This window comes from Cytobacillus sp. FSL R7-0696 (assembly GCF_038006865.1).
Lineage (GTDB): Bacteria > Bacillota > Bacilli > Bacillales > Cytobacillaceae > Cytobacillus > Cytobacillus kochii.
The window spans coordinates 27,901-44,502 of record NZ_JBBOWA010000002.1; the positions used below are offsets into that span (position 1 = coordinate 27,901).

21 protein-coding genes are annotated in these 16,602 nt (G+C 44.1%); 20 read left to right on the forward strand and 1 reads right to left on the reverse strand.

Annotated elements, in window-relative coordinates:
• Positions 1 to 23: 23 nt before the first annotated feature.
• The 4 genes from MKX29_RS24150 to MKX29_RS24165 all read left to right on the forward strand — a co-directional run bounded on the left by MKX29_RS24150 (position 24) and on the right by MKX29_RS24165 (position 2,581).
• On the forward strand, positions 24 to 200 hold the full coding sequence (locus MKX29_RS24150; RefSeq protein ID WP_340725653.1) for a hypothetical protein: 177 nt from the start codon (positions 24 to 26) through the stop codon (positions 198 to 200).
• Between the two features lie 47 nt (positions 201 to 247).
• The gene (locus MKX29_RS24155; RefSeq protein ID WP_340725652.1) at positions 248 to 676 is read left to right on the forward strand and encodes a helix-turn-helix domain-containing protein; all 429 of its coding nucleotides are present in this window, start codon (positions 248 to 250) and stop codon (positions 674 to 676) included.
• A gap of 279 nt (positions 677 to 955) precedes the next feature.
• A complete protein-coding gene (locus MKX29_RS24160; protein WP_340725651.1) occupies positions 956 to 1,345 on the forward strand; it encodes a phBC6A51 family helix-turn-helix protein in 390 nt (129 codons plus the stop codon).
• Positions 1,346 to 1,975: 630 nt separating this feature from the next.
• Positions 1,976 to 2,581, forward strand: a complete 606-nt coding sequence (locus MKX29_RS24165; protein ID WP_340725650.1) for a hypothetical protein — start codon at positions 1,976 to 1,978, stop codon at positions 2,579 to 2,581.
• Between the two features lie 26 nt (positions 2,582 to 2,607).
• On the opposite strand, the gene MKX29_RS24170 is transcribed toward MKX29_RS24165, so the two are convergent.
• Positions 2,608 to 3,162 (reverse strand): tyrosine-type recombinase/integrase, encoded by a 555-nt coding sequence (locus tag MKX29_RS24170; protein WP_340725649.1) that lies wholly within the window; start codon positions 3,160 to 3,162, stop codon positions 2,608 to 2,610.
• A 399-nt stretch (positions 3,163 to 3,561) separates the two neighbouring features.
• Here MKX29_RS24170 and terL point away from each other — a divergent pair, with 399 nt between their 5' ends.
• The 16 genes from terL (at position 3,562) to MKX29_RS24250 (ending at position 16,586) form a co-directional block, all read left to right on the forward strand.
• A complete protein-coding gene (gene terL / locus MKX29_RS24175; protein WP_341108485.1) occupies positions 3,562 to 5,013 on the forward strand; it encodes a phage terminase large subunit in 1,452 nt (483 codons plus the stop codon).
• Positions 5,014 to 5,039: 26 nt separating this feature from the next.
• Positions 5,040 to 6,560 carry a phage portal protein gene (locus MKX29_RS24180; protein ID WP_341108487.1) on the forward strand — a complete coding sequence of 507 codons (1,521 nt, stop codon included), beginning with the start codon at positions 5,040 to 5,042 and terminating at the stop codon, positions 6,558 to 6,560.
• A 95-nt stretch (positions 6,561 to 6,655) separates the two neighbouring features.
• A complete protein-coding gene (locus MKX29_RS24185) occupies positions 6,656 to 7,369 on the forward strand; it encodes a phage scaffolding protein (protein ID WP_341108489.1) in 714 nt (237 codons plus the stop codon).
• 59 nt (positions 7,370 to 7,428) lie between these two features.
• Positions 7,429 to 8,550 (forward strand): SU10 major capsid protein, encoded by a 1,122-nt coding sequence (locus MKX29_RS24190; protein WP_341108491.1) that lies wholly within the window; start codon positions 7,429 to 7,431, stop codon positions 8,548 to 8,550.
• A 47-nt stretch (positions 8,551 to 8,597) separates the two neighbouring features.
• A complete protein-coding gene (locus MKX29_RS24195) occupies positions 8,598 to 8,888 on the forward strand; it encodes a hypothetical protein (protein ID WP_341108493.1) in 291 nt (96 codons plus the stop codon).
• A complete protein-coding gene (locus tag MKX29_RS24200) occupies positions 8,888 to 9,115 on the forward strand; it encodes a hypothetical protein (RefSeq protein ID WP_341108495.1) in 228 nt (75 codons plus the stop codon). Before MKX29_RS24195 ends, MKX29_RS24200 begins: the two co-directional genes overlap by 1 nt.
• A gap of 14 nt (positions 9,116 to 9,129) precedes the next feature.
• Complete coding sequence (locus MKX29_RS24205; protein ID WP_341108497.1) at positions 9,130 to 9,471, forward strand: hypothetical protein; 342 nt, start codon at positions 9,130 to 9,132, stop codon at positions 9,469 to 9,471.
• Complete coding sequence (locus tag MKX29_RS24210; protein WP_341108499.1) at positions 9,468 to 10,286, forward strand: hypothetical protein; 819 nt, start codon at positions 9,468 to 9,470, stop codon at positions 10,284 to 10,286. The genes MKX29_RS24205 and MKX29_RS24210 overlap by 4 nt, the downstream gene beginning before the upstream one ends.
• 16 nt (positions 10,287 to 10,302) lie before the next feature.
• The gene (locus tag MKX29_RS24215) at positions 10,303 to 10,695 is read left to right on the forward strand and encodes a hypothetical protein (protein WP_341108501.1); all 393 of its coding nucleotides are present in this window, start codon (positions 10,303 to 10,305) and stop codon (positions 10,693 to 10,695) included.
• Complete coding sequence (locus MKX29_RS24220) at positions 10,692 to 11,030, forward strand: hypothetical protein (protein ID WP_341108503.1); 339 nt, start codon at positions 10,692 to 10,694, stop codon at positions 11,028 to 11,030. The genes MKX29_RS24215 and MKX29_RS24220 overlap by 4 nt, the downstream gene beginning before the upstream one ends.
• 2 nt (positions 11,031 to 11,032) lie before the next feature.
• Positions 11,033 to 11,449, forward strand: a complete 417-nt coding sequence (locus MKX29_RS24225; RefSeq protein WP_341108505.1) for a hypothetical protein — start codon at positions 11,033 to 11,035, stop codon at positions 11,447 to 11,449.
• Positions 11,450 to 11,462: 13 nt separating this feature from the next.
• Positions 11,463 to 11,900, forward strand: coding sequence for a phage major tail protein, TP901-1 family (locus MKX29_RS24230; RefSeq protein WP_341108507.1), 438 nt, complete (start codon positions 11,463 to 11,465; stop codon positions 11,898 to 11,900).
• Positions 11,900 to 12,265, forward strand: a complete 366-nt coding sequence (locus tag MKX29_RS24235; RefSeq protein ID WP_341108509.1) for a tail assembly chaperone — start codon at positions 11,900 to 11,902, stop codon at positions 12,263 to 12,265. Before MKX29_RS24230 ends, MKX29_RS24235 begins: the two co-directional genes overlap by 1 nt.
• Before the next feature lie 86 nt (positions 12,266 to 12,351).
• On the forward strand, positions 12,352 to 12,579 hold the full coding sequence (locus MKX29_RS24240; RefSeq protein ID WP_341108511.1) for a hypothetical protein: 228 nt from the start codon (positions 12,352 to 12,354) through the stop codon (positions 12,577 to 12,579).
• 153 nt (positions 12,580 to 12,732) lie between these two features.
• On the forward strand, positions 12,733 to 15,783 hold the full coding sequence (locus tag MKX29_RS24245) for a phage tail tape measure protein (RefSeq protein ID WP_341108565.1): 3,051 nt from the start codon (positions 12,733 to 12,735) through the stop codon (positions 15,781 to 15,783).
• Positions 15,783 to 16,586: a phage tail domain-containing protein gene (locus MKX29_RS24250; protein WP_341108513.1), complete on the forward strand. Its 804-nt coding sequence runs from the start codon at positions 15,783 to 15,785 to the stop codon at positions 16,584 to 16,586. The genes MKX29_RS24245 and MKX29_RS24250 overlap by 1 nt, the downstream gene beginning before the upstream one ends.
• Positions 16,587 to 16,602 lie beyond the last annotated feature (16 nt).

Genomic DNA, 16,602 nt, shown 5'->3' on the forward strand with positions numbered 1-16,602 from the left:
ACTTATAAACGGAGGTTTTATAAATGAACGAATTCTACTATTGCTATTCGATGAAGTTGCACGCGTTTCTTAGCGAGCGCGGACAGCGTTATATTTGCGCAGGGCTGAACGAAAAAACAATGCGCAAGTTCTGGCAATATAAACGTACCGACGAACTACATCGACTATTGCGCGAGTGGGCAGAAAATAAGCCTGCTTAAGCGCGTTTAATTTAAATTCAATTCTTATAAACGGAGGAATATATGATATGAAAACAGGCAAATTTATGCACTATGCAAACGCGGCAAAACAGCGGAAAGAAAAGGCGTTAGACGTCGGAAAAAACGGCATGATACCGCACGATTTGTGGCGTCGTTTTATTCCTATCGCAATGGAATACGACAGGGGAAACGCTGATATGGCGCTCCTATATTCATACTTAATCGCGAAGGTGAACGGGCAACCGGACAATGACCGTTATATGAGCGCTTTTCCTAGCGTTGATCGCATTGCGGAGGACACGCGAATATCGAGGAATAGAATCGCGAAACTTTCTAACGCATTGGAAGCGTGCGGGCTGCTCGTAACTGCGTATGATTACGCCGCAAACAGGCGCGAAAAGTTATACTATCCGCAATATTATAGCGAGCTGACTGACGCTGAGGTTCGGGCTAACTTCGACAAATTGACGAGTTAAAAGCGTTAATCACCGTAGAGTGACTTAGGTAAATCACTCTAGAGGTACTTACCTAAATCACCGTAGAGTGACGGTAATAATAACAAACGTAATAATAACGAACTTAATAATAACAAACAAATACCTGCGCCACATATTCGCTAACGCTCATATCTGTCGCAAAGGTTTTATATAATAAATACTTATTCGCGAAAATGATATGCGTTATAGATATAAGAAAACAATAAGATAGCGCCCGACATTAGGCGTAAGACAACAATCGAAGGAGGTGACACTAATATGGCGAAACAAAGGCTAAATGAAAAGCAAATAGCTGCGATAGAGTTTTTAAGTTTACCCAAACGGGGTGGATTGACATACGCGGAGATAGCGAAAGAAGTAGGTATTGCGAAATCAACGTTGTTCGAGTGGAAAAAACAAGACGCGTTTAGTGACGCACTTAAAGCGGAAATAGTACGTAAAACCACTGATAGGCTTCCGGAAGTGTTTGACTCGATAGTCGATAATATCGTAGAAACCGGAAATGCTGCTGCATTTAGAACGTTGGTACAGATGCACGGATTACTAACAGACCGCATCGAGGTAGATACGAAAGGGAGTACAACAACAGATATGGACGCTATGAGAGCGGAAATAGACCGTATGAGAAAAGCGAGAGAGTCCGAATAGTATTATCGTTGTTCATATAATGGAAGGAAAGCGGATAAGGTCACGTTGATACACCGTACTATGTCGGTCTATAGAAGGCGCAAAGACCAGGCGACGGGCGCTGGCGCGTGACCCTCTTAACACTTTTGAGGCATTAACGCTATCTTATGCAGTATTTTATACATCGCGAAGGAACTGGCGAATGTTGCCAAACGCTATTATAGCGCGGTTTATACGAATGCATAAATGAATGCGAATGTTTATCGTTGAGATAACGGATACAAACGTTGATATAACGGCATTTGTTGCGACTTCCTAACGTAACAAACATCACTTCTGCTACATTCGATATTCGTACGATCGCATAATATATGCAAGAAATGTAGGCGCGAAATAGGGGGGCGTACCTCAAATCCAATCGGCGCTCCCTTGGTAGGGTTTAAACGCGGAAATTTAAAAATCACTTTGGCTTTATCGAGATAAAGCGTAGTTAGAACAAGGCTGTTAACGTAATGTTAACGGTCTTTTTGTATTTACGCAAGTATAACTAAGGAACGTCCCGGACTCCATCTAGCTAACGGAGGTCTACCGAATCTGCCACGGATGGGTCGTTCAATTTAACATTAGGCAGAAAACGAAAGGCAGGCGAACTTGTCGAAAGATAAGTGGAACCGAGGCGCTGGCAAATACCCTGATAAAAGATCAATTATTTCGGAAATATGGCGTAGATATCGCGAGGGGTTGCCTTTAAATTATAATGCAATTCATACTGAAGATGACGCACTTAGAAGAAGATGTACTTCCTTATTTGGAGGATATAGATACGCAGTGGAAGCTGCTGGGTTTACGTATTCTTCCGTAAGAATCGACACAGATATGGCATCATACTACGGGAATGTTTTCGAAAGTTTATTATGTGAGTTATTTACGGAATTGAAACTTCATTTCGAACAGTACGCACACAGTAAGTATAATCCGGACTTCGTCCTCAGTAATAACCGATGGGTTGACGCAAAATTATCGGAGTGGACGGTAACTAACCGTGATTGTGACACGGTGCAAAAATACGAACCTTACTGTAAAAGTTTAACTATCGTATATTTACGTGGAAGAGATAATGACCGTATGATTACTTGCAAGACACGTTTAATACATGTGAATAGATATATAAAGCAATTGCCGCGACATAAGCGCGGTTATTTTTATGCGAAGGTAAACGAAATAGAACGCAAACTAAACGAGGTAGAGGCGTCTTAAGCACACGCAAAAAAGCTACCGAAGTATTAAACCTCGATAGCTTCGTAAGCCTCGTCGATCTCATCCGAAGTGATTCCGATATACTTAAGCGTCATAGCGGGCGTTGAATGGCCGAAGATTTCCATGATACGCGTTATATCAATTCCGTTGTTGTAAAGTTGCCACCCGAAAGTCTTACGAGTTGAATGGCATCCGACATTGACGTTAAGACCTGCTCGCTCAGCAGCGGCATTTAATATGCGGTAAGCCTGAACGCGACTAATCGGCTTGTTATCGCCTTTGCGCGACTGAAATAAATAGTCGTCATCATCGCCGTCAAGCTTAGCGATCTCTTTTGCGACAGTATCGCTAATCTTAATGCGTCTAGGACGCTTAGAATGGCGCGTATTAGCCGTTTTCTTCTCGACGATACTTAGATGCGTCTTACCGCGCAAATCGCCTAATTTAAGCGTTAAAAGGTCGCTGATACGCAGTCCGAAGCTAACGCCAACGATAAATAGCAAACGATCACGCCCGTGAAGGGCTTTTTTCATGCGCTCAACTTCGCGCTTAGTTTTAAAAGCATCAACCGTATTACTCAACGTAATCACCTCGAATATTTGTTACATTCATTATAAACGCAAGTTATTGCGAAAGTCAAGACGAAAGGAGACGAAAATATGGCGTGGATAAACGACCGATGGGTTAGCCGTAAAGAGCGAACGGAGCTAATCGAAACATACAAATTATATCTCGCGGAAATTGACGCAGATTACCCGGACTTGGAATACATGGCCGAAGAGGTTGCGCTTGATTATCTCGAAAAAGCTGCGGAACTTGAGAGGCTGCAACGTATACAGCGCTGCGAAGGTAATCTGCTTGAGTTTTCGATTGAATACTTTTCCGACGCGCGCAATCCGGATAATGACGGAAATTGGGAAGGCTTCGATATTACTCGCGTTGAAGAGGCGCCGGAGTTTCATCAGGAAATTGCGGAAATTATGAATGATGTCTCTACTGATAAAACAAACGCAAAAATAGCGGTAGCCGCACCTCGGGGGCACGCGAAGTCTACTTACTTGTCAAAAGCCTTTCCGTTGTCTGAGCTGATTTACCGTAAGCGTAAATACGTATTAATGGTTTCAGAAACGCCAAAAGTTGCTCTTGCTAACTTGGATTGGATTAGGAATCAATTAAAATTTAATAAGAAATTACGAGAAGATTTCGGACCTTTACTATCTCCTAGGGATCAAGGTAATATTCGCGATAATAACGAGGGGTTTATTGCGCACGAGCCCCAAAAGGATTTAAAACGTCCTATTGCTTTATTAGAATCAGCCTCAACCGGTGGGGCAATTCGTGGGCGTAACTGGAATGGGTACCGACCGGATTTAATAATTCTTGATGACTTAGAGGACGCGCGTCAAGGTGGTAACGCTAATACGCAAGAACAACGAACAGCATTACGGGATTGGTTTTCTCAGTCTGTCATACCGTTAGGTGACCCGAAAGGAAAGAGGACGGCTTTCGTATACATGGGTACCACTGTCCATGCAGAAGCTCTTCTTATGAATGTTCTCTATAATAGGTCGGACTTCAAAACGAGGTTATATAGAGCCATTATTACGCAACCTGAACGAATGGACCTATGGGAACAGTGCAGAATGATATACGTTGATCGTGAGAATCCAGACAGAGCGGAACACGCGCTAGACTATTACCAGAAGCACGAGGAAGAACTTTTGAAAGGTTCTACAGTTTTATGGCCGGAAGGTCAGCCATTATGGAAGCTAATGACCTGGAAATGGGATAACGGAAGCAAAGCATTCAATACTGAGTACATGAATAACCCGATAGATGAAGAATCAATGATTTTTAATCCTACAACCTTTACGTATTGGAGCGATAACACTAAAGATTACGACTTTCTAAGCGGAGACTATATTGTTTCATTAGGATTAGATTTTGCGTTCGGGCGAGATAAAGGCGACTATTCAGCAGCGCATACTATCGCAAGGCATAAAGAATCCGGAGCAATTTATGTTATTGATTCGTTTATTCAACGTTTACTAATCGATGATTTCTTTGAAGTGGTAGTCGATAAAGTTAAGAAGTGGCAACCCGATGTTATTGCCGCAGATGCAAACGCAGCCCAAGAATTCTTAGCTACGCAACTAACTCGAAGGTTAGATGCAGAGGGGTACCCGGCAACTACGCGACTAAAACAAATTAAAAACAGGACGCGAAAAGAGTTGCGTATTGAGGCGATGAAGCCTGATATAGAAAACGGAACAATTCAATTTAATCGCAAGCACGCATTATTGTTAGAACAATTCGAACGATACGGGCAAGGGGCTAACGACGATGGTCCAGATAGTTTGCAAATGGCTATCGCGGTTGCGCTTAAGTCAACGAAAAGAAAAGCCGGAAATGCCGGCTCATATCGATACTAATACGAAAGGAGGCGGACGCCATCGTAATGATTGACCGAAATTTAATGAACCCGTTCGTTTTTCAGTCGCCAGCCGAGCTAATGATTGGAAGCGCAGAGTTCCAGCGGATTGCAGACGAAATCAAGTTGTATAGACGTTATGAAGGCTCGCTTAACGTATGGAGCGACTATGTCAAACCGTCAGACTTAGACTACACGCCTACGAATCTATCGATGAACTATCCACGCAAGCTAGTCGATACCATCGCGGCATGGCAATTCGAGAAGGAGCCGAAAGTTACTGTTCCGCCAGATGTGCTTGACGACCCTTCGCTTATGATGTCGCCATCTTACTCGCCTAGCGCGGAGCAGAAAGCGGAGAACAGTCGCGCCAAAGCAAAAGAGCGTTTGTTGCAGTGGGTATGGGACGATAACAGAATGCACGAAAAGCTATTAGCGGCGGCTAAAGATCGCGCAATCTCTAAGACAGGCGTATACGCGCGCTTGCATTACGATAAGAGGCGCGGAGAGATACGTATACTTTGGCATCCAAGTTACGAAGTCATTCCAGTTTATAACGAATGGGATACCGACCAGCTAGACGAAGTACATTTTACCGCATTTTTAGACGAGGACTCTACGAAGCTATGGAAATTATCATATTACCTCGTATGGAAAGGCGGAGAGGACGACGGCTACTACGACTGCGAAATAGAAGAGACGGTCAGTGATGAGAACGCAATTGTTACGGAGCAACGTGTTGAGCGGACTTCAATGGGATTGGATTTTATTCCGGTCGTTCACATTCCAACGGAGAAGTTATCCGGAGATTTGCATGGCTTTAGCGAATTAGAAAAGATGATCGAAGTAGCCGACGAGATTGACCGCAAGCTTAGCGATTATTCCGATGCTCTACGATTCGAAATGTTCGCGATTACCTTGTTGACTGACGTTGAAGAGGACCCAAAGAACCCATTAAAAGTAAGTCCAAGCGCAAAGTGGAACTTAGGAGACAGCGATAAAGATTCGGGAACGCCGGAAGCTAAGAAGCTCGAAAGCGGATTTAAATTTAAAGAAGCTATCGAAGGTTACCTCGATCGTATGTACGAAGCACTGCACGAAATCAGCGAAGTGCCAATCGTCAATACTGCCGACATGAAAACCGGAGGAATTAATGATATGGCTCTTAAGCTACTATTCTCGTCAATTATATCGAAAACGCAACGGTCATGGATTATATGGCAATCGCGTCTACAGACGTTGAACGAGTATATCCTACGATACATGAAAGCACGTCAGGACCATCCGAGATTTAAATACGATACGGAATGGTTGGCGCAAGTTGACGAGTATTATTACAGCAAGATTGTTTTCGGCTTACCTTTACCGCAGGATCAGGCGGCGCTAGTAACGCAGCTCGGCGAAGAAGTAGCGACACAAATCGAATCAATCAAAGGCGCGATTACTCGAAGCGGAAAAGAGAATGCAGAAGCAAAGCTTATGGAAATTATCGCAGAGCGCAACCTAATGCGACAAACGCAAGACCCTTACGCAGAATCAAGCGAATAATAGCCAACTGCCCGAACGTTAAGGCGTAAAACTAAACGGTCGTTATTATTCGTAATCTATGAGCGACGGCTCTAAAACGGTTATGGAGGTACGATATGAAAGAATTATTTTTACCGTTAAACTTACAACTATTTTCTGAAGATACGCCCGAACCAAACGGACAAACAACGGCTGATGAGCCGGCAAACAATACTGAAACATCGTCCGAGAAAACTTTTACGCAAGCTGATATCGACAAGATCATAGCGGATAGGCTAGAACGCGAAAAGAAGAAACAAGCGGAGACGGCCGAGAAGTTGAAGAAACTTGAAGAGTATGAGAAGGCGGAAGAAGAACGTAGGAAAGCGGAAATGTCCGAAGCTGAACGCTTAAAAGCCGACAAGGAAGAAGCGGCTAAGAAAGCTGAAGAGGCGGAGGAAAAGGCTAAGCAGGCGCAAGAGAAGGCAAATCAACGTATCGTGAACACGGAAATAAAATCGATTGCGCGCTCACTTAACGCGAATGACTTAAACGATGTTTTAGCGTTATTAGATAAGTCTGCAATTGAAGTGGACGAAGAGGGGAACGTAAGTGGCGTTGATTTAGCAGTACAAGCGCTGAAAGAAGCAAAGCCGTGGATGTTTAAGCAAGTTATTGGAGCAGACGCAGCGGGTGGATCGAATCCTGCGAAGAATCCTAGTATAAACGAGATTACTGCGAAAGAGAAAGAGTTAGAAGAAGCGCGGGAAAAGGCGTTAAAGGATAGTCGCTTTATGGGTACAGTGACGAAAATTTATAACGAGTTAATTGCTCTAAAACAACGAAAGTAACTCAGTCGCCAATAGGCGGCTTTTTTAATTAAAAAAACAATTCAAAGGGGATATGAAAAATGAATGTAGCAACTACTTATGATTTCCAACAACAAGTTCGACAAATGCAAGCGAATGTAGATTTAATCTTAACTAAAGCGCCAGTTCTTTTCGGTTTAATCGGCACAGGTGAAGGACTAACGCAAACTAAATTTGAATGGCAAAACGATTATTTAAATAGTGATACTGGAGAAGCAAACGTAGCAGCGGCTGTTGACGCAACTGCAATCGAATTAAAAGAAGGCGATGGTCGTAAATTCACAGTCAACGCACTTGTTCAAAACGGCTTAGAAGTACTAAAAGTAACTGCGGTTAACGGTGACTCAATCACTGTTCAACGTGGATATGACGCGACTGAGCCTGAAGCAATCGAAGCTAATGCGGAATTAAAGGTGATTTCTCGCCCGCGTCCAGAAGGCGAAGGAGTATTCGCGCACAATGAAATTAATGACCGTATCGCATCTTTCAACTATTCTCAAATCTTCTCACGTTACGCTAAGATTTCTCGTACTCAACAACAAGTTAACACATACGGTGTATCGAACGAACTAGATTACCAAGTTAACTTACGATTACAAGAAATGATTCGCGAAGTTAATAACACTTTGATTTACGGCCGTAAGTATGCGGGGGCTGGCGAATCTAACCCACGTACAACTGGCGGTTTATTTGCGTTCGCACAAGAGCAAGGTTCTGCGAAGTTTGATATGGGAGGCGAAGAAATTAATGCGAAGAAATTAAACGACGCTATTGAGGAGACTTTCAAGCGTGGTGGACGCGTTGATACTATCGTATGTGCGCCAAACGTTGCTCGTCAAATTACGAAGCTAGCTAGCGACACAATCCGTACAACTCGCGGAGAAGGTACTGTCGGACATCAAATCATGTCATTCATGAGCGACTTACCGGGCGGTACAGTTTCAAGCGTTGTAGTTGACCAGAATATGCCGAAAGACCGTGCGCTATTACTTGACGTTAATAACATCAAAGTTCGTTACCTACAAAACTTCTACGATCAAGATGCGACTGAAAACGGCGCTGACTACTTTGCTCGTGTTATTCGCGGTGAGCTTGGATTCGAAATCAAGAACGCTAAAGAATCCGTTGCAGTACTATCTAACATTTCTAAAACAATCGTATAATTAACGGCGTCCATTCGGGCGCCCTTTTTTAAGGAGGAACCCACAATATGCCGATTAATGAAACGGAAAAAGAACGACTAAATTTATCTATGCCTGTCGCAAATGACGTTAAGTTAGGCGATATCATCCAAGGCCTGCAAGAAAATACCGGCGGAAATACGTCTATAGCTTGGGGCGAAGTTACTGGCAAGCCGGCTTCATTTCCACCAAGCACGCACACACATAACGGAACCCAAGTAACTGTATCAGCGATCAGCGGTGTTACTGGTTCGAACGTGCAAACAGTTCTTGAATCGCTAGCAGCTAAAATCGCAGCCTTAGAAGGAGGCGGTGCTTAATGAAAATCGCGAAGTTTAAAGCTATTCCAAACTATGAATACAATCGAGGTGGAGTTTACGCTTTGTTTAACGGTGAAGGCGTACTTGTTACGAACGATGAAAAGGTAATTGCAGCGCTAGAAAAATCAAAGCCTTTTGTACAGTCGTTAGATAAGAAAACTGAAGCGGCAGAAGAAAAAGAAGCGCCAGCAAAACCTAAATCTAAGTCGAAAACCAAAGCAAAATAACGGAGGTGATGCCAATGGCGGTGTCAGAACGATTAGCTACGCGTTTAAATAATGTTCCGGGCGTCACTTCGGCTGATATTGTCGTTTGGGTTGCCGAAGCAGTTGCTGAATCAGATATAACGGAAGAAGAAAACGAAAACGCACTTTTATATCTTGCGCTCTCTATAGGGTACGAAGTAATTGCGTCAAATGCCGCGCACTACTTTAAGTATACAGACGGCGAGGAATCGGTTGATAAATCGAATGTCTACGATAACTATATGCAACTAGCGAAAGAGTCTCGAAAACAATATCGAAAATATAAGCGAGGAAATGGAGCTAGCCAATCGCATGTGGGAAGGGCAGACTGCCGATGAACAACCAAGACAAACTCGACGCACAACTAGAAAAGCTCGCCATGCAATACGGCAAACTTAACGATAAGCAAGTCGCATACGCCATTAAAGAAATCGGACGCATTCGGGGCGACTTAGCGGACTTGCTTGCGGAGTTTGCTGATAAAGACGGGATTATTAAGAAACAGCGGTTATCACGTTTGCTGCGGGAACTTAACGGTATTGAGAAGTTATTACGCGAATATGGAACGACTTCAATTGAGGAAATAATTCGCGAAACAGCCGAAAAAGGAACGGCAGGATTTAGCGGTGCGATTGTTGGTGTAGTTGGAACAGGCGCAATTGCCAAGGCGGAGCTTGAGCGTATTAACACGAACGTATTTAACTACGTTATTAAGCGCTATGGAGACGACGGTTTGGTTTTATCAGACCGCGTTTGGCGACTTAGCGGAGATATGCGCGATGAACTGTCGAAGGTACTGCGCGCGGACATTATTCGGGGTGAATCCGTTAGCGCTATGATCGCTCACATTCGCGAAGTACACGAAAACGAAACTTGGAAGATTAAGCGCTTAGTTGTAACGGAAGGCAATACGGCTTATCGAGTTGCATCGGCACAGAGCGCAAAGAATAGCGATGTAGTCGAATGGGTTAAGATTACGGACAACGGACACAGGCACCGACATCACAGTTCGCATCGATGTTATCAATTAGCGCGACAAGACCGTTATGGGCAAGGTGCCGGTATATTTAAGCCGACTGATAGCGAAATATACATGCCGCATCCGGGCTGTTCGAGCTACTTAACGTATGTGCTTGACGAGCGTTATTTGTAGAAAGGAGTTGAACGCGTTGCTCACTCCGGAAGATGTAGAATTTATGAAGAAAACGCGAAAAGAAATCGTAAGTCATCGAGAGCATCCGGTGACTCTTTTTTATGCGCTAGAGAGCGAGACTGATCCGGTTACGGGCGAGCCGATTGGCAGAGGGCAGGGCGAGATTTATACAAACGCAGTCGTAACGGAAATCGCATCGCAAGTAAAAATAGATCGTTATTTGTCTGACGGAATTGAAGTCGAAAAAGGCGATATATGGTTCAGTGTTTTTATTGATGACGTAATTGACATTTATGACTCGCTGATTAAAGTACGATACACCGACAAGCTTTACGAAATTATCTCGAAAGACAAAAAGGGAATTGGTGAAAGAAATCGAGCCGAGTGCGTCGGGAGGTTGATTACATGAGACGAGTTTTTCGCGTCAGAGTTGATACGAACGTAAACTTCAATACTAACGGATTGGCGAATAGCCTCGACCGAATAACTGAGACATATGCGCGTAAAATGGCGAATGATACAGCTCATGGAGCGCCAGTTGATACTGGTAAATTAAAGAACTCATTTCCTTCTAGCGTAAAAAAGGAAGGAACGGCGAAGTGGTCTTATGGCTCGGATTTACCTTATGCAGTGCGACAAGAATATGAACATCATGCGAGAAAAGGATTTATACGTAAAGCTATTTGGGATAATGAGACGGCTTATCGCGATCGAATACAGCAAGAGGTAGAGCGAGGTGTATAACGATGCAATTTGATTTAACACATTCGCTACGAACATATCTAGAAGTATCTACGGGAATTAAGTCGGTTTGGGTATTTGATGGCGTAAAACTTCCCGTTGAGCGCCCTTTAATTACTGTCGAGCAAATGCAGAACAATAACGAATTAATATCTAAGCAAGGTTCATTCGGCACTACATTTCGTTGGCAAGTTGGGCTAACCGCGACATCTATACGCGAAAGGTTGATTCTACAAGATACTATTCGCGAAAGATTGATGAAAAACATTGAACTAATTAGCGCAACGTCGAGCGATAAGCTCGGCTTTTTTAATGTGTTTATAACGGCCGAGACGCCAATCTCGCCGGATGATATAAGCGACAAATCGAGCTATCACCGGATTTATTTCGACGTAATAGTCGAGCAAACATTCACAAAATAGGGGGACGAAATATATGGCGGGTTTAGAGTACAAAGGTAAAGAGATTGTTTATGCTATCGAAATCGTAGATGAAGTGGGAGAAAACTTAATTAGACCATTTAACCAAACAGGCGGCTCTACAAATATCTCTTCAGATTCAGTTGAGCTGTCAACGAAAGATAAAACCGGTAGCGATTACGGAGACGTTACGCAAGAGGTGTCATTAGAAGGCATTATTACGGAAGGTGATCCGTTTGTAGACTTCATCAAAACAGCTATCCGTGCGAAAGAGTTCGTTAAAATTTACGAAATTAACACGCGTACTATGGAAGCAGAACATGGCATGTATCAAATTTCGTCTTTCGAGCGTTCTTTCGGAAACGGAGACTTTGCTACTTACACATTAAGCGGAGCATTGAACGGCAATGTAACACCAGTAACGCTTACTGAACTTCCTGGAGGTGCTGAATAATGGCGAGATTCGAAATTGAAGGTAATGAATATGAATTAAAGCTAACGTACGCTAGTGCCGCACACTTAGATTCGTTGTATGAAGGCGGGTCGCTTGCTTTAGTGGGTAAGGCGTTAACAGGCAGCTTAGATACGTTTAGTCATATTGTTCATGCGGCGTTATTCCATACCGAGCAGAACTTTTCTAAAGCGAAAGTAGATAAAGCGTTGGAACAAGCGTTTGAAGCAGAAAAGCTAGATTTGGATTCCGTTTTAAAAATCTCTAACGAAATTGTGGCTAAAAGTTTTTTCTACAAGAAGACAGTGGAGAGGCTGTTGTCGAAAGACCCGAAAGCGAAAAAAGCGTTCGAGGAATTACTGAAGTAGAGCAAGCTGTTTCCGATGGGTGGCGCTATCTTCGGCTTAAACCTAGCGAAGTCTATGCGCTAACTCATCGGGAATTTACGATACTTATGAAAGCTCAACGAGAGTATCAATACGACGAATATGAGCGACAAGCAAGCTTTGCTTTAATGCGAGAAAACGCGCATCGAACTAAGCGACCTAAACTATCGGACATCTATAAAAGACCTCCTGAGAACCATGACGAAGCAGGCTTTACGCGGAAAGTGGAAGAGGCGCAGCACACTGCCGATTGGCTATCGCAATTTCAATTCGTTGAAAGAGAGGAGGCAAAATAAATGGAACATAGCGTTGTAGTACAGGTTGGCGCAGATACTACTGAGTTAACGAGTTCTTTAGCGAGCGCTACACGTTCGGTGCACCGGTTTTCAGATGATACCGTCAGAGCGTTCGGTGCGTTAGGTAGTATCGGAACGGCTTTAACTGCATCTATGGCGGTTGTTACCGCAGGCTTTGGGGTTGCAATAAAACAAACCGTCGATTTCGATACAGCGATACGTAAAGCGGGCGCAATCGCCGGCGCAACAAAAGAACAGCTTGACGATATGAAAAACGCTGCTATGGACTTAGGCGCTAAGACTAGTAAATCAGCGTCAGAAGTAGCTAACGCGATGACCGAGCTAGCCGCGAAAGGATTTGACGCAAATCAAGTAATCGCCGCAATGCCGGGAATCATTTCCGCAGCAGAGGCATCGGGCGAAGATTTAGCGATGACTTCGGATACTGTAGCGTCTGCGTTAAATATATGGGGGATGGAGGCGCACGAAGCTTCGAAAGTTGCAGATGTTCTTGCGATGTCTGCGAATATGACGGCGGCAGGAATTGGCGATATGCAATTAGCGTTCAAATATGCCGGTGCACCTGCTGCTGCGTTAGGTATTGAAATGGAAGAGTTAGCCGGGGCAGTCGGTATCATGACAAATGCCGGATTACAGGGGGAGAACGCTGGAACGGCTTTGCGAGCGTCATTATTAGCGTTGAACAATCCGGCAAAAGCACAAGAAAAGATTATGAAGGAACTCGGATTTTCTATTAAGGATAGTTCGGGCGAAGCTAAAAGCTTAACGGATATCGTCGGAGACTTGAAAAAAGCAACCGAAGGCATGACGGCAGCAGATCGAACGGCTACTGTCGCAAAGCTAGTCGGAACTGAGGCAACTTCGGGATTCTTAGCGTTAATGGAAGCAGGTCCAGACGCAATCTCGAAAATGACGAAAGCGTTAGAAAATAGCGCAGGAGCGTCGGCAAAAACAGCGGAAGAAATGAAGGCAGGCATTGGCGGTGCGTTAGAGGAACTTTCCGGCGCATTCGAGACACTCGCTATCAATGTCGGGTATATACTTGCACCAGCGGTCATAGCAATCGCGAAAGGGATACAAGCACTCGTAAACTGGTTTAACGGACTTAGTGATGCGACGCAAAAGTATTTCGTTTATGGCGCAGCGTTAGTAACAATACTTGGGTTGATTGTCGGTCCATTACTACTATTGCTCGCTTTATTGCCTGCTATAGTTAGCGGGTTTGCAGCGATTGCAGGAGCAGTCGGCTTGACAAGTACAGCATTCGCACTACTTCTCGCTAAAATAGGACTTATCGTTGGCGGAGTCCTCGCTATAGTTACGGCGCTAGTCTACGCATATAACGAAGTAGAGTGGTTCAATAAAGCTGTTAACGCGGTATGGGACGGACTAGTTAACGCGACAAAAGCGGTCGGCAAAGCAATATCTGCGGCATTTGGCGCATCGCTATCGTGGATTGTCGCGAAGTTTGGCGAGCTGAAAGTTTTAACGGATGAAACACTTCCGAAAATTGCAGATTTCTTTAAGCAGTTAGGCGGTTCAATCAAAGATTTATCGTCGGCAGGCTTCGACTTAATAGTCGGGAAGCTTATCGAATTAAAGAATACGTTAAAGGATGCGTTCGGAGGCGATCCAAAAGCGCTAACTTCGGTTTTCTCCATGATAGCGCCGACTATTATTGGACTATTAGTCGGAGGCATTCCGGGAATTCTCATCGCTTCTTCGCGTTTCTTGCCTGCCATTGCTGACGGACTACAAATGAACATGCCGGCAATAACGGCGTCAATAGATAAAGTAGTAAACGGCATCGTTTCGTTTCTGGAGAACTCCTTCCCGACGTTTGTGCAAACGGGACTTGATTTCATAACGAACTTAATCCAAGGAATCTTAAGCGCAATACCGGCGGTTGTCGGCGTTTTAACTACGGTCTTATCGACGGTTATTGAAACAATTGCGACACTACTTCCAATAATTCTTAACGCGGGAATCACGATTTTAACAACGTTGCTTGCCGGAATAGTTCAGGCATTGCCTATGATATTTGACGCAATCATTATGCTAATAACTACGTTGGTAACGATTATCACAGAAAATCTTCCGGTCGTACTAGATTCGGGGATTAATATACTAATGGCGTTAATTGACGGCTTAGTTCAGGCGCTTCCATTGCTACTAGCGGCGGCACTCGGGTTAATCTTAAGCATCGTTACGGCATTAGTCGAAAATTTACCGAAAATATTAGCTGCCGGTATACAGATTTTACTCGCGCTAATTGACGGCATACTCACGATATTGCCGGTATTAATTGAAACTGCGTTAAAGCTGATTCTTCAAATCGTAATGACGCTCATCGAAAACCTACCGAAGATAATCGCTGCTGGCGTTAAAATACTTGTCGCACTCATCGAGGGAATTATTCAGATTATACCGCAATTGATCGCTACGGCAATAAAATTAATCGTTCAAATCGTCACTACTTTGGCGCAAAACTTGCCGAAAATATTAGCTGCTGGCGCGAAGATTCTTTACGAATTAGTGAAGGGTATTCTTAGCGTCGTATGGGAACTAGTAAAAGCCGGCGGAAAACTCATAGCTGAGTTAGTAAAAGGAATCGTAGACGGTTTCGGAAAAGTTTACGACAAAGGAGCCGAAATAGTTGGCGAAGCGATAGACGGAATAACGTCAACTATAAGCGACATGGTTTCAATTGGCGAGGATATGGTATCCGGAATTGTAAAGGGAATCGGTAACGGCTTTGGCTGGGTTAAGTCGAAGATTTCGGAGCTTGGCGGTAACATCACGAGTTGGGCAGCGAGCGTACTCAAAATCAAATCTCCGTCAAGGGTTATGCGGGATGAGATCGGTCGATGGATTCCGGCGGGCTTAGCTGAAGGTATTACGCGATATTCTGGCGTGGTTGTAGACGCAGCTAAAAGTTTAGCGGAAGAAGCGGTGCCGGAAGTTCCTGCTGTAAGTTTCGGATATAACACACCGAGCATGGCAGGCGCAGGAATGATGGCAAGCTTTAATAACGAACCTGCAATAACAACGCAACAATTCAACTTAGAGCGCATGTTTGACGGAGCTAATATCACGCTTGCCAACGGATATGATACTGAGCAATTTATGCGCGATTCTTGGCGAGTTGCACAAGACGAAAAGAGACGAAGGGGGCAAAGGTAGTGGAATCAAGCGTATGGATAGACGATAACGAACTGCAAGCGCTAGGCTTAACGGTCATGCTCGATTCAAGCGAGCCGATGTTGCCTTCGTTTCGCACAAATACGATGACAGTGCCGGGCAGACATGGCGCATATGATTTCGGCGCCTATATGGACGTAAGGCAGTTCGATTTAAACTGCGCTTTTAAGCGACAGTCATATACGGACTTAAAGGCGCAGATACGTCAATTCGTAAGGTTGTTTGTCGATGACTACGGGCGACCTAAGACGGTCAAGTTGCGCTTTGGCGATGAGCCGGATAAATATTATAACGTGAAAGTGGGCGGAGGCGTGCCGGTTGAAAGACTGGCTAACCTCGGCTTTTTTACTTTGCCGTTAATCGCGCATGATCCAATGGCGAAGTTTATCGTGCCGAGCAACGATATCGTAATGGGAAGCGATGTGCCGATACTCAGCGACGTTATGTGGGAGACGGGGTTTAGTGGACGCCGTATAACGATGCCGTCGACTTTCATTATAACTAATGAAGGAAATACATCAGTAAACTTTTCATTCGTTTTAGAGGGGCGCGGAGATAACGTTTCTATTACGATTGGAAACCAAGTCATGAGTCTAGGTAGCCTTAGCGGAGAGACTATTCAATTAAATGGCGATTCACTTATTTTGACCGAGAATGGCGTAAGTAATTTATCGAGGATGTCTGGGCAATTTCTAAAGCTACTACCCGGAAGAAATATCGTGAGAATAAGCGGTATAGGGTTAAATATTATGATGAGTGAAAACATTACGTATCGGTACGTATAACGCAAGGAGGAAAGTT

Excerpts from the sequence above, each read along its gene's own strand:
- terL (WP_341108485.1), top strand. The coding sequence starts at position 3,562 with ATGAATGATGTCTCTACTGATAAAACAAACGCAAAAATAGCGGTAGCC.
- MKX29_RS24230 (WP_341108507.1), top strand. The coding sequence starts at position 11,463 with ATGGCGGGTTTAGAGTACAAAGGTAAAGAGATTGTTTATGCTATCGAA.
- MKX29_RS24150 (WP_340725653.1), top strand. The coding sequence starts at position 24 with ATGAACGAATTCTACTATTGCTATTCGATGAAGTTGCACGCGTTTCTT.
- MKX29_RS24245 (WP_341108565.1), top strand. The coding sequence starts at position 12,733 with ATGGCGGTTGTTACCGCAGGCTTTGGGGTTGCAATAAAACAAACCGTC.
- MKX29_RS24185 (WP_341108489.1), top strand. The coding sequence starts at position 6,656 with ATGAAAGAATTATTTTTACCGTTAAACTTACAACTATTTTCTGAAGAT.
- MKX29_RS24240 (WP_341108511.1), top strand. The coding sequence starts at position 12,352 with ATGAAAGCTCAACGAGAGTATCAATACGACGAATATGAGCGACAAGCA.
- MKX29_RS24220 (WP_341108503.1), top strand. The coding sequence starts at position 10,692 with ATGAGACGAGTTTTTCGCGTCAGAGTTGATACGAACGTAAACTTCAAT.
- MKX29_RS24190 (WP_341108491.1), top strand. The coding sequence starts at position 7,429 with ATGAATGTAGCAACTACTTATGATTTCCAACAACAAGTTCGACAAATG.
- MKX29_RS24205 (WP_341108497.1), top strand. The coding sequence starts at position 9,130 with ATGGCGGTGTCAGAACGATTAGCTACGCGTTTAAATAATGTTCCGGGC.
- MKX29_RS24225 (WP_341108505.1), top strand. The coding sequence starts at position 11,033 with ATGCAATTTGATTTAACACATTCGCTACGAACATATCTAGAAGTATCT.
- MKX29_RS24195 (WP_341108493.1), top strand. The coding sequence starts at position 8,598 with ATGCCGATTAATGAAACGGAAAAAGAACGACTAAATTTATCTATGCCT.
- MKX29_RS24155 (WP_340725652.1), top strand. The coding sequence starts at position 248 with ATGAAAACAGGCAAATTTATGCACTATGCAAACGCGGCAAAACAGCGG.
- MKX29_RS24160 (WP_340725651.1), top strand. The coding sequence starts at position 956 with ATGGCGAAACAAAGGCTAAATGAAAAGCAAATAGCTGCGATAGAGTTT.
- MKX29_RS24210 (WP_341108499.1), top strand. The coding sequence starts at position 9,468 with ATGAACAACCAAGACAAACTCGACGCACAACTAGAAAAGCTCGCCATG.
- MKX29_RS24200 (WP_341108495.1), top strand. The coding sequence starts at position 8,888 with ATGAAAATCGCGAAGTTTAAAGCTATTCCAAACTATGAATACAATCGA.
- MKX29_RS24235 (WP_341108509.1), top strand. The coding sequence starts at position 11,900 with ATGGCGAGATTCGAAATTGAAGGTAATGAATATGAATTAAAGCTAACG.
- MKX29_RS24180 (WP_341108487.1), top strand. The coding sequence starts at position 5,040 with ATGATTGACCGAAATTTAATGAACCCGTTCGTTTTTCAGTCGCCAGCC.